The 15,586-nt window shown below is 67.4% G+C and carries 18 protein-coding genes; 7 read left to right on the top strand and 11 right to left on the bottom strand.

Annotated features, from left to right (window positions below; translation table 11 throughout):
• Positions 1-2: 2 nt before the first annotated feature.
• Positions 3-857 (bottom strand): LysR family transcriptional regulator, encoded by an 855-nt coding sequence (locus K6L26_RS27430; protein ID WP_221852165.1) that lies wholly within the window; start codon positions 855-857, stop codon positions 3-5.
• Between the two features lie 108 nt (positions 858-965).
• Between K6L26_RS27430 and K6L26_RS27425 the strand changes: the two genes are divergently transcribed.
• Positions 966-1,679 carry an SDR family oxidoreductase gene (locus tag K6L26_RS27425; RefSeq protein ID WP_221852163.1) on the top strand — a complete coding sequence of 238 codons (714 nt, stop codon included), beginning with the start codon at positions 966-968 and terminating at the stop codon, positions 1,677-1,679.
• Here K6L26_RS27425 and K6L26_RS27420 read toward each other — a convergent pair.
• Together K6L26_RS27420 and K6L26_RS27415 are read right to left on the bottom strand one after the other, a co-directional pair.
• Positions 1,666-2,613, bottom strand: a complete 948-nt coding sequence (locus tag K6L26_RS27420) for an N-acetylglutamate synthase, CG3035 family (RefSeq protein ID WP_221852162.1) — start codon at positions 2,611-2,613, stop codon at positions 1,666-1,668. The two genes, K6L26_RS27425 and K6L26_RS27420, sit on opposite strands and share 14 nt — an antisense overlap.
• Positions 2,613-3,206, bottom strand: coding sequence for a peptide deformylase (locus K6L26_RS27415; RefSeq protein ID WP_019345781.1), 594 nt, complete (start codon positions 3,204-3,206; stop codon positions 2,613-2,615). Before K6L26_RS27415 ends, K6L26_RS27420 begins: the two co-directional genes overlap by 1 nt.
• A gap of 138 nt (positions 3,207-3,344) precedes the next feature.
• Between K6L26_RS27415 and K6L26_RS27410 the strand changes: the two genes are divergently transcribed.
• From K6L26_RS27410 to K6L26_RS27395, 4 genes are read left to right on the top strand one after another with little or no spacing between them, the layout of a single operon-like run.
• Positions 3,345-3,656 carry a nucleoid-associated protein NapA gene (locus K6L26_RS27410; protein ID WP_019345782.1) on the top strand — a complete coding sequence of 104 codons (312 nt, stop codon included), beginning with the start codon at positions 3,345-3,347 and terminating at the stop codon, positions 3,654-3,656.
• 48 nt (positions 3,657-3,704) lie between these two features.
• On the top strand, positions 3,705-4,175 hold the full coding sequence (locus tag K6L26_RS27405; RefSeq protein ID WP_019345783.1) for a LytR C-terminal domain-containing protein: 471 nt from the start codon (positions 3,705-3,707) through the stop codon (positions 4,173-4,175).
• 10 nt (positions 4,176-4,185) lie between these two features.
• A complete protein-coding gene (sodC, locus tag K6L26_RS27400) occupies positions 4,186-4,896 on the top strand; it encodes a superoxide dismutase[Cu-Zn] (RefSeq protein ID WP_019345784.1) in 711 nt (236 codons plus the stop codon).
• On the top strand, positions 4,877-6,007 hold the full coding sequence (locus tag K6L26_RS27395; protein ID WP_019345785.1) for a glutamate--cysteine ligase: 1,131 nt from the start codon (positions 4,877-4,879) through the stop codon (positions 6,005-6,007). Before sodC ends, K6L26_RS27395 begins: the two co-directional genes overlap by 20 nt.
• Positions 6,008-6,010: 3 nt before the next feature.
• Here the strand turns inward: K6L26_RS27395 and K6L26_RS27390 are convergent, their stop codons facing one another.
• On the bottom strand, positions 6,011-7,033 hold the full coding sequence (locus K6L26_RS27390) for an Lrp/AsnC family transcriptional regulator (RefSeq protein ID WP_221852160.1): 1,023 nt from the start codon (positions 7,031-7,033) through the stop codon (positions 6,011-6,013).
• Between the two features lie 61 nt (positions 7,034-7,094).
• On the opposite strand from K6L26_RS27390, the gene K6L26_RS27385 reads away from it, so the two are divergent.
• Positions 7,095-7,721: an LON peptidase substrate-binding domain-containing protein gene (locus K6L26_RS27385; protein ID WP_064895852.1), complete on the top strand. Its 627-nt coding sequence runs from the start codon at positions 7,095-7,097 to the stop codon at positions 7,719-7,721.
• A 17-nt stretch (positions 7,722-7,738) separates the two neighbouring features.
• Complete coding sequence (locus K6L26_RS27380) at positions 7,739-8,542, top strand: alpha/beta fold hydrolase (protein ID WP_221852158.1); 804 nt, start codon at positions 7,739-7,741, stop codon at positions 8,540-8,542.
• 37 nt (positions 8,543-8,579) lie between these two features.
• Here K6L26_RS27380 and K6L26_RS27375 read toward each other — a convergent pair whose 3' ends face one another.
• From K6L26_RS27375 to K6L26_RS27345, 7 genes are read right to left on the bottom strand one after another with little or no spacing between them, the layout of a single operon-like run.
• Positions 8,580-9,482: an SAM-dependent methyltransferase gene (locus K6L26_RS27375; RefSeq protein WP_064895848.1), complete on the bottom strand. Its 903-nt coding sequence runs from the start codon at positions 9,480-9,482 to the stop codon at positions 8,580-8,582.
• Positions 9,469-9,822: a cation:proton antiporter gene (locus tag K6L26_RS27370; protein WP_064895846.1), complete on the bottom strand. Its 354-nt coding sequence runs from the start codon at positions 9,820-9,822 to the stop codon at positions 9,469-9,471. Before K6L26_RS27370 ends, K6L26_RS27375 begins: the two co-directional genes overlap by 14 nt.
• Entirely contained in the window at positions 9,819-10,103 is a 285-nt protein-coding gene (locus K6L26_RS27365; RefSeq protein WP_064895844.1) for a monovalent cation/H+ antiporter complex subunit F, read from the bottom strand. The genes K6L26_RS27370 and K6L26_RS27365 overlap by 4 nt, the downstream gene beginning before the upstream one ends.
• A gap of 1 nt (position 10,104) precedes the next feature.
• On the bottom strand, positions 10,105-10,638 hold the full coding sequence (locus tag K6L26_RS27360) for a Na+/H+ antiporter subunit E (RefSeq protein ID WP_065064703.1): 534 nt from the start codon (positions 10,636-10,638) through the stop codon (positions 10,105-10,107).
• Positions 10,635-12,233 (bottom strand): Na+/H+ antiporter subunit D, encoded by a 1,599-nt coding sequence (locus K6L26_RS27355; RefSeq protein WP_221852157.1) that lies wholly within the window; start codon positions 12,231-12,233, stop codon positions 10,635-10,637. The genes K6L26_RS27360 and K6L26_RS27355 overlap by 4 nt, the downstream gene beginning before the upstream one ends.
• Entirely contained in the window at positions 12,230-12,691 is a 462-nt protein-coding gene (locus K6L26_RS27350; RefSeq protein ID WP_036389390.1) for a Na(+)/H(+) antiporter subunit C, read from the bottom strand. The genes K6L26_RS27355 and K6L26_RS27350 overlap by 4 nt, the downstream gene beginning before the upstream one ends.
• A complete protein-coding gene (locus K6L26_RS27345; RefSeq protein ID WP_019345795.1) occupies positions 12,688-15,540 on the bottom strand; it encodes a Na+/H+ antiporter subunit A in 2,853 nt (950 codons plus the stop codon). Before K6L26_RS27345 ends, K6L26_RS27350 begins: the two co-directional genes overlap by 4 nt.
• Positions 15,541-15,586 lie beyond the last annotated feature (46 nt).

Raw genomic sequence — 15,586 nt, 5'->3', positions numbered from 1 at the left:
GCTTAGAGGTTACGGGCGGCGGCCTGACCCAGGAACGCCCGGGCGGCAGGTCCGGCGCTCCTGCCGATCGCCAGCGCCAAAGTCCTGGTGGTACGCGGGATCAGCGGGCGAGCGACGATTCCGGGATGCGGGCCGGACGGGGACGGCAGGATGCTCACGCCCAGTCCCGCCCGCACCAGGTTGATGACTGCGGTCATCTCGTGGGCCTCGAAGTCGGCGCCGAGTTCAACACCCACCTGGGCGGCGACCGGCGTGAACACCGCCGCGCAGCCGCCCGTCGACCGGATGAACGGTTCGGCGGCCAGCTCGGCATAACTCACCGCGTCGAGTCCGGCGAGCCGGTGCCCGGCCGGCAGTACCGCCACCATTTCGTCGACCCCGAGCTCGGCCGCCTCCAGTCCGGGGGCGGGCAGGCTCACCACCCCGACATCGGCCGCGCCGCGCTCCAACCAGTCCCGGATCTCGGGTTCACTGCCCTCGATCAAATGCACGGTCACACCGGGATACTCGTCGCTGAACGCGCGCAGCCGAGGCGCCAACATGGTGCCGGTGGCGAACGGCAGACTGGCCACCCGCAACGTCCCCGTGAGTTGCCCGGCCAGTGCCGCCACTTCGGTGCGCATCAACTCCAGGTGGCTCACCGCGTGCCGGGCATGCTCGGCTGCGCGCTCACCTGCGGCGGTCAGCGTGACCCCGTCGCGATGCCGACGCAGCAGTGGCAGGCCGAGCTCTTTCTCCAGGCCTGCCACGGCGCGGCTGACCGCCGGCTGGGTCAGGTTGAGCTGCTGGGCCGCCGTGGTGAAACCGCCCTGGTCCACCACGGCCAGAAATGACCTCAATTGCAACAGGGTGGGCATCGTGCACCTCGCTATGCATGTTTGACATGCCTCTATACCCAAAATGGCATGGAAGATGCGGATAAGTAAAGCGTTTACGTAATAGACGGAGGACGGAAAGGAAACACGATGACGTCACGACGAGTACTGATCACAGGAGCCTCGAAGGGCATCGGACGCGCGGTCGCCGAGCGGCTGGCCGCAGCCGGTCACGAGCCGATCGGCTTCGCCAGGACTGCGACCCCGGATTTTCCCGGAAAGCTCGTCGAAGTCGACCTCAGCGATCGCGTGGCCACCGATGCGGCGCTGGCCGCGGTGCTGGCCGACGGGCCGATCGACGCGGTGGTGAACAACGTGGGCCTGGCCCGCTTCGCCCGCATCGGCAGCATCGAGCTGGACGATCTGTTCGAGACCTATGACCTCAACGTGCGAACGGCCGTGCAGGTGGTGCAGGCGGCGTTGCCGGGCATGCTGGCCGCCGGCTGGGGCCGCATCGTCAACGTCACCAGCCTGACCACGCTGGGCAGCCCCGAACGCACGCCCTATGCCGCCGCGAAAGCCGCGCTGGAGACGGCCACCCGGATCTGGGCCGGTGAGCTCGCCTCGACCGGCATCACCGTCAACGCCGTCGCCCCCGGCCCGACCGAGACCGAGATGTACCGCGAACGCAGCCCGCAGGGTTCAGAACGTGAGCAACGCATGCTGGGCACCATTCCGATGGGGCGGGTGGGCAAGCCCCGCGAGATCGCCCACGCCATCTGTGTGTTGCTGGACGAGGACGCCGGCTACCTCACCGGACAGATCATCCGGGTCGACGGCGGTGGCAGCATCAGCGCGGCGTGACCACGTCGTCGGCTGCGACATAACGGGTTTGGTGGTGCAACCGGAAACCCAGCGACGTGTACAGCGCGATGGCCGCGTGGTTGTCGACCTCCACCTGCACGTACGCCCGCCCGGCGCCGGCGGCGGCACCCCAGGCCAGCAGCGCCCCACACACCGCCCGGGCGTGGCCCTGCCCGCGATCATCCGTGGAAACCCGGACCGACGAGATGCCCAGCCAGAAGGTGCCATCCGGCGCCGTCGTCACCGCACCGCGGCCGACCGCGCATCCGGGCACCGTCGCGAACGTGAGCCGGCCGTCGACCACGGCGGTCAGGATCTCGACGGGGACCTCGCGTTCGTAGATCTGCAGCCACTCCGCGTCCGGTTGCTGCGCCAGCGTGACGCTCGACGGCGACGGTTGCCCTGGCGTGACATTCGGGGCCGGGGCCGGGGCCGGGGCCGGGGCAGAGGGTAGGGCGCGCACCATCACCCGGGCCGGTTTGATGCCCGGGGTGCGAATCGGCAGCAGCCGCTCGGGCAGGGCCAGCCAGGCCGGCAGATCACGATCGCGGTACCACTCCTGCACCGCGGACAGGTCGGCGATCTGTGCCGACACACCCAACGGGACAGCCGAATTGGCGCGGCTCGTGACGCCGTGCGCGGCGCGCAGCAGCCAACCTCCCAACCATTGCTGTTCGACACCCGGCCAGGCCAGTGCCGCGGCGTGTTCGAGCGCGCGGATCTCCGAGGCGCGCACCGGGGTATGGGACAGCTCACGCACACTCACGACATCGGCAGGCGCGACGTCGACGAGCTCGCCGTCCTTGGTGCGGATGAGCACCGTCGGCTCCACGCGTTCCAGGTGACCGATGACGTCGGTCAGCGGCTTGGCCGACCCGGCCGGCAGCCGGTAACGCAGGCTGACCCGGGACCCGGGCGCGGGCAATTGCGGCATCAGTGCCCGAAGGGGTCGGGAACCTCGCCGGGCATCCAGGACAGGCCGGGCACGCCCCAGCCGTTGCGCTTGACGGTCTTCTTGGCCGCACGCGCATACCGGCCCACGAGCCGGTCGATGTAGAGGAACCCGTCGAGGTGCCCGGTCTCGTGCTGCAGCATCCGGGCAAACAAGTCGTTGCCCTCCAGAGTGACCGGTGAACCGTCGGCGTCCAGCCCGGTGACCCGCGCCCAGTCGGCCCGTCCGGTCGGGAAATTCTCGCCCGGCACGGACAGGCAGCCCTCCTCGTCGTCATCGGGGTCGGGCATCGTCTCGGGGACCTCGGAGGTCTCCAACACCGGGTTGATGACCACGCCGCGACGGCGGGTGGTGTGGCCGCGGGTCGGCGCACAGTCATAGACGAACAACCGCTTGGCCACGCCGATCTGGTTGGCGGCCAAGCCAACCCCGTTCGCGGCGTCCATGGTGTCGAACATGTCCTGGATGAGTGCGGGCAGATCTGCGGGGAGTGAACCGTCCGGGCCGACAGGCACCGGCTCGGTCGGCGTGTGCAGAACGGGATCCCCGACGATGCAAATCGGTACGACGGCCATGGGGGAAGCTTAAAGTGGCGATCCTTCTCACCCGACTCGCGGGTTTATGTGTCAGCCGGACCCAGCAAGCCGTGGTTGAATAATCGCCGAACCACAGCGATGTCATTTCTCAAGTGTCGGAAGGGTCCAAGGAGCGATATGGACGGCGCCATGGCGCGGACTGAGCAATCCGGGGACGACTCTGAACTGAGCGATGGGCTCACCCGGCGCGAGCACGATATTTTGGCCTTCGAACGCCAATGGTGGAAGTACGCCGGAAGCAAGGAAGACGCGATCAAAGAGCTCTTCTCGATGTCGGCCACCCGCTACTACCAGGTGCTGAACGCGCTGGTAGACCGCCCCGAGGCGCTGGCGGCAGATCCGATGCTGGTCAAGAGGCTGCGGCGGATGCGGGCCAGCCGGCAAAAGGCGCGGGCCGCGCGGCGGCTCGGCTTCGATATCAGCACCTAAAGGTCACACAATGAAGGATCGGGCGGTTCGCTCGATACAGTGGTGGCGATGAATCAGCGAGACTCCTCCGGGTTGCCCCTGCGTGCCATGGTGATGGTGCTGTTGTTCCTCGGGGTGGTGTTCCTGCTGGTCGGTTTCCAGGCGCTCGGCTCCGACGACGACTCGTCGGATCAGTCGTCGTCCGTGGCCACGACCACCACGACGACCACCGCGAAGACCTCGGCGAAAGCCGAACCCGCACCAGAGGCCAAGGCCGACGTGCGCGTCTACAACGTCTCCGACGTCGCCGGTGCGGCCGAGACCACGGCCAACCGGCTGCGCGAGGCGCACTGGAATGTCACCGACACCGGCAACCTGACGATGGAAGGTGTTGCCGGCACCACGGTGTTCTTCGGTGAGACCGCGGGCGAGAAGGAAGCTGCCGAAGCCGTGGGCAAGGCGATCCAGGCGCCCGTCGAACCCCGACGTGCCGAACTTCTCGAGCAACCACCGGGCGTGATCGTAGTAGTCACCGGCTAGGCTTTGGGCCATGCTGAAGCCCGTCAGTGTTGCCATTCTGTTCGCTGCCCCCGTTGTCGCGCTGAGCGCCTGCAGTCCACCCGGACAGGTGCCGTCCGACGCGCCCGGCACCACCCCGGCGATCTGGACCGGATCGCCGTCGCCCTCGGCTGCTCCCGGTGAGCACGGCGAGGGACACGGTGCGCAGGGCACCACCGGTGGTGAGGCCCTGACCGCAGAGCTCAAGACCGCCGACGGCACGTCCGTGGCAACCGCCGACTTCCAGTTCGCCGACGGCTTCGCCACCGTCACCGTCGAAACCACCGCTCCGGGCAAGCTGGCCCCGGGCTTCCACGGCCTGCACATCCACTCGGTCGGCAAGTGCGAGGCCAACTCGGTGGCCCCGACCGGCGGCGCGCCCGGCGACTTCAACTCGGCCGGCGGCCACTTCCAGGTGTCCGGGCACTCGGGCCACCCCTCCAGCGGAGACCTGAGCTCGCTGCAGGTCCGTGCTGACGGCTCGGGCAAGCTGGTGACCACCACAGACGCCTTCACCGCCGAGGACCTGCTGGGCGGCGCCAAGACCGCCATCATCATCCACGAGAAGGCCGACAACTTCGCCAACATTCCGCCGGAGAAGTACCAGCAGGTCGTTGGTGGCGCCCCCGGACCCGATCAGGCGACGTTGGCCACCGGCGACGCCGGCAGTCGGGTGGCGTGCGGTGTTATCGGCGCCGGCTGACAGCCGGATCGATTTCGCCGGGTCGCCCCGGCCAACTGTCGGCGTCGAATGGGAGTTCGCTCTCGTCGACGCCGACACTCGTGATCTGAGCAACGGCGCCGCCGAGGTGATCGCCGAAGTAGGCGAGAGCCCACACGTGCACAAGGAGCTGCTGCGCAACACCATCGAGATCGTCACCGGCATCTGTGACAACACCGGTGAGGCGATGGACGACTTGCGCAGCACGCTCGGCCCCGTGCGCAAGATCGTGCACGACCGCGGTATGGAACTCTTCTGCGCGGGCACCCATCCGTTCGCGAAATGGTCGGCCCAACAGCTGACCGATGCCCCGCGGTACGCCGAACTGATCAAGCGCACCCAGTGGTGGGGCCGCCAGATGTTGATCTGGGGTGTGCACGTGCATGTCGGGGTGTCCTCGGCGCACAAAGTGATGCCGATCATCTCCTCGCTGCTCAACCAGTACCCGCACCTGCTGGCGCTGTCGGCGTCCTCACCGTTCTGGGACGGTGAGGACACCGGGTATGCGAGCAACCGGGCGATGATGTTTCAGCAGTTGCCCACCGCCGGGCTGCCGTTCCAATTCCAGACCTGGCCGGAGTTCGAAGGCTTCGTCCACGATCAGAAGAAGACCGGCATCATCGACCACCTCAACGAGATTCGTTGGGACATCAGGCCGTCGCCGCACCTGGGCACCGTCGAGGTGCGGATCTTCGACGGGGTGTCCAACGTGCGGGAGCTCGGTGCCCTGGTAGCGCTGACCCACTGCCTGATCGTCGATCTGGACCACCGGCTCGATGCGGGCGAACAATTGCCGACGATGCCGCCCTGGCATGTGCAGGAGAACAAATGGCGGGCGGCCCGCTACGGCCTGGACGCCGTGATCATCCTGGACGCCGACAGCAACGAGCGGTTGGTCACCGAAGATCTCGATGACTTGCTGAATCACCTTGAGCCGGTGGCGAAGTCGCTGGGTTGCTCGGACGAGCTCGCCGCGGTGACCGACATCTACCGAGGCGGCGGTTCCTACCAGCGGCAGCGCCGGGTGGCCGAGGAGAACGACGGGGACCTGCGCGAGGTTGTCGACGCCCTCGTCAGCGAACTCGTGCTGTAGCCCTCAGGCCAACCGGATGTCGGGGCCATGGCCAGACGCCCGTTCGATGTCGCGGGGGTGAATTGCCTTGTAGTGCACCGCGACGTACGGCCAGGCCTGCATGGCGGTGACACCGTCCAGACCACGGATACTCTCGTCGAGCACATCCAGCAGATCGGCGTCCCGGGCAGTGATCACCTCGGCCAGCACATCCCAGCGGCCGGCGGTCAGCGCCACGTACGACACCGGCTCCACCCGCGTCAGCGCCTCGGCCACCTTCTGGGCACCGGCCCGGCCCTCGGTACGGAGCGCCACCCAGCTGCTGTGGCGGTAACCGAGCCGCAGCGGGTTGGCTATGCACATCACGCGGGCCGCGCCCGTCTCCACCATGCGGTTGTACCGGACCCGGATCGTGGTCTCGGACAGGCCCAGCGCAGAGGCAAAGTCACGGAAGGCGGCGCGGCCGTCGACTGCGAGGCGGGTCAGGATTGCGCGGTCGATGTCATCGAGTGCGCGCGGACGCACCGCACCGTCGGCGAGCGCACCGGAGAGCCGGGCCTGCTGATAGTGCAGCCGTAGGTAGGGAAGCAGTTCGACCGAACGCACCCCCGGCAGAGTCGCGATCGTTCCGAACGCGACATCGTGCAGTTCGCGGGCGTCGGTGCAGACCAACTCCAACACCACTCCGTACGGTCCCGTCGTCGCCGTCACATAGTCGGCTTCGGGCAGTCGAGCCAATTGATCGGCGACCTCGACCGGCGTACGAGAACCGTCGACGGTCAGCAATGCCAGACCCAGCGAGCCGAATCCCAGCACTGCCGGGTCGGTGACGGCGGCGATGGACATATAGCCCTCGTCCAGTAGACGCGAAACCCGGCGGCGCGCAGTCTTTTCCGTGATGTCGGCGCGACGGGCCAGCTCAGCGTAGGGAATACGGCCATCGGCCTGCAGCAATTCGATCAATTGGCGGTCGACCGCGTCGAGGTCGGTGTAGCCCGGGTCGGACAGCAGCGTGCGGGCTGCCTCAAGCTCCGCTGACGGTGGCATCATCCGAGGCTACCGGCTGCCGTGCTTGCCAACCCCACAGGCGAGGACGATCCTGGCACTCATGATGGTCTCACCGATGTTTCCTCTCGAAGTGGCCATGCTGCCCGGCCAGGAACTGCCGCTGCGGATATTCGAACCGCGTTACGTGGCGATGGTGGGCGACTGCATGGCCATGTCAGAGCCTTCCTTCGGGGTGGTGCTGATCTCGGCCGGCCGGGAGGTGGGCGGCGGCGACCGCCGATGCGATGTCGGGGCCCTGGCCAAGATCGTGGACTGTCAGGAGTTCGGGGTCGGCAAGTACCGACTGCTGTGTGTGATGGGTGAGCGAATCCGGGTGCAGCGCTGGCTCGATGACGACCCGTATCCACGCGCCGAGATCGAACTCTGGCCCGACGAAGCCGACGGGCTCCTCGACGCTGCCCGCATCAGTGATGTCGAAGACCGGATGGTGGCACTGCTCGATCGCATCGGGGAAGCGCGAGGTACCCCGATCCGCAGTCGTGACATCGTCGAATCGGCCGGAGTGGACCCGGATAATCGCTTGTACGCGTTGGCTACTCGGCTACCCATCGGGCAGGCCGATCGTTATTCGCTGCTCGCCGCACCGTCGGAAGCGGCCCGCCTCGACGTGCTCAGCGAGGCGGTGGACACCGTCGCCGCGATGGTGGAGTTCCAGCTTTCGGAATAGCACTGAATACTCGGAAGATGGCTTCTGTGCTGACAACTTCGGACGGTACCGACCTGGCATTTCAGACGACGGGAACCGGACCACCGGTGGTCTTTGTGCACGGGTCCAACGGAGGCCTGGATTCTTGGGCCGACGTCGCCCGACACGTCAGCGGCTTCCAGATCGTGCGGTATGCGCGCAGGAACCACCCACCGAGTGCAGTTGGCGTATCTTCCAACAGTTTTGCCGTGGAGGCCGCAGATCTGGAGTGTGTGCTGAAGGTGGTGACGGACTCGTCGGGAACGGGTGCGCACGTCGTCGGCGGTTCCTACGGGGCGACAGTGGCACTTTATGCGGCGCTCGCCGACATGGATCGCATCGCTTCGCTGGCGCTGTTCGAACCGCCCTTGTTGTTGTCCGGCGCGCATCTGGTGCCGGTCCTGGACCGCTACCGGCGCTTGTGCGCCGACGCCCGCTATGCGGACGCGGTGGAGCTCTTCGCCCGCGAGGTCGCCCGCGTTCCTTCTGAACTGGTGGAGGCGGCTTCGTTCGAGGTGGAAAGCGAAGAAATCGGCAGGATCAGCACGCTGTCTGCTGGTGCGGACCTGGAAGCCATGGCCCATGACGGACGTGACTTCGATCGGTGGGCGGCGATCACCGTACCGGTGTTGCTCATGCAAGGTGCCCTGAGCTGGCCTCCCTTGCCTGAGGGGATGGACCGCCTGGCCGAGGTGCTCCCACACGCTCGGCGAGTCGTCTGGCCCGACCAGTCCCACTTCGCCACCGCCACCGTGCCCGAACGCGTTGCGCAGACGCTCCAGAGCTTCTTCGCGACCGCGTGATGCGGACCGCCGACCCCGAATCGCGGTCAGTCCGAAGTTATTCGGTCAGAATGCCTTCGACGAACTCAGTGGCCATCGATCCTTCGGTGGTGTCGGCCGGCATGCTGCGGTGGTAGCGGGCCATCAGGTCGTCGGCGGGCAGGGCCGCCACTTCCCAGCAGTGCTCACTGAGCCAGTCAGGGACATGGGGACGGTCCTCGATGAACCACAACTGCTCCGGATCGGGCATGTCATCGCCGGCTTCGGCGGCCTCGGCCCGCATCTTCTCGATCTGCGCGCGACGGCGGGCCAGGTGATCTTCGGAGAAGAACCCGGCGCTGAAAGCCTCGACCGCGATCCGGCTGTCCCGCGCAGACAGCTCTGTGATGCGCTCGAACAGCAGGTCCTGCGCATCGGCGGGCAGATACGGCAGCAAGCCTTCGACCGACCACGCCGTCGGTTGGGTGGCGTCGAAACCCGCGTCTTGCAACGCCTTCGGCCAATCCTGGCGCAAGTCGACCGCGACGGCGACGTGCCGGGCCTTCGGCGTGACCCCGTGCGCCGCGAGGACCTCCTCCTTGAACCGCAGCACCTGCGGCTGGTCGATCTCGAACACGACGCTGTCCTGGATCCACGGCAACCGCCAGGCACGCGCGTCCAGGCCGGCCGCCAGGATCACCGACTGCCGGATGCCCGCCGCGCCGGCGGCGACGAAGAACTCGTCGAACCACTTGGTGCGGGACGCGGCGTACCCTCCGATGGCACGAATGCGCTGAGCCATCGCGCCGGTGGGCGGACTCCAGCCCCGCGCGCCGGCGGCGTCGAGAAACATCTGGGCATACGGGTCGGTGAACAGCGGTGTCACGGCGGCGGTTTCCGCAGCCCGCGCCATCGCCACGCCGAGTGCGGTGGCGCCCACGCTCTCGGTGATCTCCCAGTTGTCGTCGTTAGTTCTGGCCATCGTTACCAGTCTCCTCGAACTCGGCCATCTCGTCTCGGGTCAGCAGGTTCTCCCGGTTGCGTTGCTCCCGGTAAGCGAGCTGCCCGACGCGGTTTGCGATCACCGGCGCGGTGATCAGGGTGAACAAGCCGGTGAGGATCAGCATGCCGACATCGGCGTGGCCTCGCAGCCGGATCGCAGCGCCGGCCAGCACCAGCAGTAGCCCGAGTACCTGCGGCTTGGTCGCCGAATGCATCCGCGACATGGTGTCGCCGAACCGCACAATGCCGATCGCGGCGGTCAAGGCCAGCGTCGACCCGGCCAGAATCAAGACCGCCGTGACGATGTCGAGGATGCTCACGTTGCCCGCTTCCGCCGCGGTTCATCGGTATCGGGCACGCGGAAACGCGCCACGCTGACCGAACCGACGAAGCTGATCAACGCCAGCGCGGTCAGGCTGTAGGTCACCGTGGTGTCCAGGCTGTATGCCGCCCAGGTTCCGATACCGCACAACGTGACCGCCACCAGGGTGTCCAGCGCGACCAGCCGATCCAAGGTGCTCGGCCCCGCCAACAGACGAAACATGGTGATGGCCGCGGCGGCCGTCAGCATGACCGCCGCGATCGTCCACACGGTACTCATGTCAGGCGCCCTCCTTGTTGACCACGGGCTGCCAGTCGGACTCGCGCTCGAAAGCCGCCACCAAAAGCCGCTGCAGAGTGGTGATCTGGTTGTGGAATCGATGGATCGCCCGCTCGGACCCGACGTCGACGACGTGTACGTAGATCAGGCGCCGGGTCTGATCGATCTCCAGCACGATGGTTCCTGGCGTCAGGTTGATGATGTTGACCCCGAGGGCCAGAACCAGATCCGACTTGACCGCAAGATGCGCCCGCAACACCGCGTTGACGGGCAGTGGCCCGGGCTTGACGGCCAGCCACGCCATCTGGAACGAGGACATCACCAGCCAGACGGCCACTTGAACGACCAACCGTGCCAACGACAGCAGGTGGACCCGGCCCTCCACCGGGACGGCAGGCAGCGGCAGCAGTACCGTGATCACCACCGCGACGGCCAGGCCCGACACGATGTTGGCCACCGAAAAGCTGCCCCACAACAGCACCCACACCAGCATCAGCCAGCAGAGGATCCAGGCTCGAAGCAGTAGCCACCTCATCGCCGATCACCCCCGAGCACTGCCGAGATGTACTGTCCACGATCCAACACCTCGGCCGCGGCGCGCTCGCTGTAGGAGAAGATCGGCCCGGCGGCCACCGTCAACGCCAGCCCGACAGCGATCAAAGCGCCTGTCGGGGCCAACATGCCCACCGGCATGCGTCCGACGCTGTCGCGATCGGCGAATTCGATGTCCTCGCTGTCGTCGAGCAGCACAGCCGGTGCCGCCGCGGCCAGGTGTCCTTCGGGCGCATCAGCGCGGGCCCGCCAGAAGGCCTTCGTCCACACCCGGGCCACCACATAGAGGGTCAGCAGGCTCGTGACTACACCGCCGGCGACCAGGATCCAGGCCAGGACCGAGCCGTTCGCGGCGCCGGCTTCCAGCAGCGCCACCTTGCCGATGAAACCCGAGAAGGGCGGAATGCCACCGAGGTTCAGCGCGGGCACCACGAAGACGAACGCGAGCACGGGGCTGGCCGCGGCCAGCCCGCCGAGGCGCTGCAACGTCGACGCCCCGGCCTGCCGCTCGATCAGGCCGACCACCAAGAACAGCGTGGTCTGCACCACGATGTGGTGGGCCACGTAGTAGATCGCCCCGGACATGCCGAGCTGGTTGGCCAGTGCGACACCGAACACCATGTAGCCGATGTGGCTGACCAGGGTGAAGGACAGCAGCCGTTTGATGTCGCTCTGGGCGATCGCGCCGAGGATGCCCATGATCATGGTGAGCAGGCCCGCCACCAGCAGCACGTTGTCCAGCTCGCCACCGGGGAACAGCAGCGAGTGAGCCCGGATGATCGCGTACACACCGACTTTCGTCAGCAAGCCGGCGAACACCGCGGTGACCGGCGCGGGCGCGGTGGGGTAGGAGTCGGGCAGCCATGTCGACAGCGGGAACACCGCGGCCTTGATGCCGAACGCCACGAGCAACACCGCGAACAGTGCGGTGCGGGTGCCCGTCGAGATGTCGTCGAGGCGCAGCGCCAACTCCGCCATGTTGAGCGTGCCCGTCGCCGCGTACACCAGGGCGATGCCGATCAGGAAGATCAGTGACGACACCATCGAGACCAGCACGTACGAGATGCCGGCCCGGACTCGGTCCTCACTGGCGCCGATGGTCAGCAGGACGAAGCTCGCGGCCAGCAGCACCTCGAAGCCGACGAACAGATTGAACAGGTCACCGGCCAGGAAGGCGGTGCACACACCGGCCGACAGCACCAGATAGGTGGGCAGGAAGATCGACGTCGGCTGGCGTTCGTCGCCGTCGCGGATACCCTGCCCGATGGCGTAGGCGACCACCGCCAACAACACGATGGCCGACACCACGAGCATGAGCGCCGAAAGCCGATCCACCACCAGCGTGATGCCCAACGGCCCCATCCCCGGCACACTCTGTCCCCACCCACCGACGTGCAACACCAGCGTGCCGTCCCGGTCGGCCAGGTACACCAGCGCCGCGCACACCACGACCACGGCCGTCAACGCGAACTGGGTGATGACCCGCTGCAACCGGGGACGGCGCCCGGCCACCAGCGTCGCCGCCGCAGCCAGCGCCGGGATCAGTACCGGCAGCGGGATCAGAGCCTGGGCGGTCACTTCGATCCCTCGAATCCCGGCAGCGCATCGAGTTCGTCGGGCGCGTCGGTATCGCGATGGGGATCGGCGACCGGAATGACTTCTTCTTCCTGAGCACTCGACCGCTGGGAGACGCGGGTGTCCTCAGGATCGTTACCGACCTCTTCGACCGTGGTGAGTCGATAGGACCGGTAGGCCAGCGCCAGGACGAACGCCGCGAGCCCCATGCTGATCACGATGGCGGTGAGGATCATGCCCTGGGCCAGCGGATCGGCATCGGTGGTGGCGCCGTTGCTGGTGCGCCCACGGATGGGCGGGTTACCCCCGCGGCCGCCGACCGTGAGGATCAACAGGTTGACCGCGTTGCCGATCAGCAACAGCCCCAACAGCATCCGGGTCAGATTGCGTTCGAGCAGCAGATAGACACCGGTGCTGGTGAGGCCGCCGATGATGATCAGCGTGATCAGGAACGTCGTCATCGGGCGATCTCCGTATCCACCCGGGCGCCGAGGCTGCGCAAGATGTCGAGCACCAAACCGACGACGATGAGATACACCCCCAGATCGAAGAACAGCGCGGTCACCATCTTGACCGAGCCCAGCACCGGCACGTCGAACTGAAGCACCGCCGAGGACAACGCGGGCGCGCCCAACAGGATCGAGGCAACCGCCGTGCCCGCCGAGAGGCCGAGCCCGGTGCCGAGGATTTTGCCCGCGTCGAGCGGCAGGGTCTCGCCGAGCTCGTAACGGCCGCCGGCCAGATACCGCAGTACGAGCGCCAGGCCTGCGGTCAGCCCGCCGGCGAAACCGCCGCCGGGGGTGTTATGGCCGGCGAAGAAGAAGTACGCCGAGAGCACCATGATGAGCGGGAAGATGACGCGCGTGGCCACCTCCAGCACCAGGGAGCGGTGTCGCGGGTCGCGCAGCTCGCTCCCGCGTAGCCAGGTGACGTCGCCGACAGCCGGGCTGTACGCGCCGACAGGCCCGATGTCGGGCTGGCCGACAGCGGTGCTGACGCGCGGCGCGGTACCGAATCGCTGGTGCCGGAACACCAGCGACGCCACGCCCGTGGCGGCCACCAGCAACACCATCACCTCGCCCATGGTGTCCCAGGCGCGGATGTCGACCAGCAACACGTTGACCGTGTTGGCGCCGTGCCCGCGGTAGTAGGCCGCGTCGGGAAGCAACTCGGCGACGCCGACGCCGCTGCGCGCGGCCATCGCGAACACCGCGAGTGTGGTGACCGTGGCCCCCACCGCCAGCGCCAGCGCCGCACGCGGTAGCCGGTGGCGGTTGATGTTGGTGGCGTCAGCCTCGGCGGGCAGGACCCGGAGGACCAGCACGAAGATCACCAAAACCAGTGTCTCGACCAGGAATTGGGTCAACGCCAGATCGGGTGCACCGTGGAAGGCGAAGATCGCACCGCAGCCGTAGCCGGTGACGCCGACCAGCAGCACCGCGGCCAGACGGTTACGCATCACCGTCGCGCCGATCGCGGCGGCCAGCATTAGCAACCCGACCACCACCTGCAGCGGGGAGTCCCACAGTGCGATATCCGGACGGTCCCGCGCTCCCAGCGCCAGCATCACGATGGGCAGCACCACCAGTGTCGACAGGATCACCGACTGCGTGGCCGGAAGCGAGCCGCGCTGAGTCTCGCCCGTCAACCGCACCGAGGCGATGTCCAGCCCTCGGATCACCGCGTCGTACATGCGGTCGGCGTTGCCCAGCGGGCGGTAGGCGAACCGGGTGCGGGGCAAACGGTTGCGTCCGAAGAACACCGCGGTGCCGACGGCGAGCACCACCACCGAGAGCAGCAGCGGCAGACCCAGCCCGTGCCACAGGGCCAAGTGATAACCCGACCCGCCCGGCATGGTGTCGGCGTATTCGTCGAGCACCGAGTCCATCCCGGCCGGCCACAACCCAAATCCCAATCCGGCGGCGGCCAGTACGGCCGGGGCGGCGAGGAAAGTTGTTGATGGAAAGGACATTTCAGCTACGCGAGTGCTCGGCCGCGGCAGCCCCTTGTCGGAGAACGCGCCCCACATGAAACGCAAGCTGTACATGGTGGTGAACACCGAGCCGACCACGATGCCGGTCAGCACCCACGGAGCCGCTGAGCCGAGGGCCGGGCTGTGCAGAACCGTCTCGAGGTCGGCTTCCTTGGCGACGAACCCGAAAAACGGCGGCAGCGCGGCCATGCTCGCGGTCGCACACGCGGCGATGATCAGCAGCGGCTTGCACTGGCGGCCCAAGCCGGCGAGGCGGCGGATGTCGCGGGTGCCGGTGGTGTGGTCGATGATGCCCACCACCATGAACAGCCCGGCCTTGAACATCGCGTGGGCACAGAGCATGGCCAGCCCGGCCAGCATCATGTCGCTGCCGCCGGTGCCCACCATCACGGTGATCAGTCCGAGCTGGCTGACCGTGCCGAACGCCAGAATCAACTTCAGGTCGTATTCACGCACCGCACGCCAGCCGGCCAGCAGCATCGTCAGCAACCCCAGGCCGATCACCATCGGCCGCCACAGCGGCGTCTCGGCGAAACCCGGCGCCATCCGCGCCACCAGATACACACCGGCCTTGACCATGGCTGCGGCATGCAGGTAGGCGCTGACGGGTGTGGGCGCGGCCATCGCGCCGGGCAGCCAGAAGTGCATCGGGACGATCGCCGACTTGGACAACGCGCCGACGAGGATCAGCGCTATGCCGATCGCGGCCGCGGTACCACCCGGGGGAGAGGCGATCAACTCCGAGAGCAGATAGGTTCCCGACAGGTGGCCCAGCACGATGATGCCGACCAGCATCGCCAGCCCGCCCAACGTCGTGACCAACAGTGCCTGGGTGGCCGCGCGTCGGCTCGTCGCGCGCTCGGCATAGTGCCCGACCAGCAGGAACGACAACACCGTGGTGGTTTCCCAGAAGATGTAGAGCACCAGCATGTTGTCGCTGACCACCAGGCCGAACATCGACCCGGAGAAGGCCACGAGCTCGGCCGCGAAGCTGGGCAACCGCTTTTCGACCTTGCCGCCGTGGTGGTGGAAATACTCGCCGCAATAGAACAGCACCAACGCGCCGATCGCGAGCACCAGCACGCTCATGATCGCGGCCAGCGAATCGAACCGCAGCGTGATGTCCATCGACAGCTCGTGCACCCACGGGATGCTGACGGTCGGGACACGATCCTGGCTCGGCCAGTTCAAGCCGACCCAGGCCAGGGAGCCCAGCGGCACCAGAGCCAGGGGATAGAAGGCTCGCCGTCCCCATTTGGCCACCAGAAGTGGCGCCAGCGCGGTGGCGACCGCGTGGGCGAGCAGGACGGCGAGCAATGGCACTCCGATCGGGTTGGGGTCGGGGTGTCGGCTACCGATGAGC

The organism is Mycobacterium farcinogenes, from assembly GCF_019739075.1.
GTDB classification, from domain to species: Bacteria; Actinomycetota; Actinomycetes; order Mycobacteriales; family Mycobacteriaceae; genus Mycobacterium; species Mycobacterium senegalense.
This window is presented reverse-complemented; position numbering and strand designations above follow the sequence as displayed.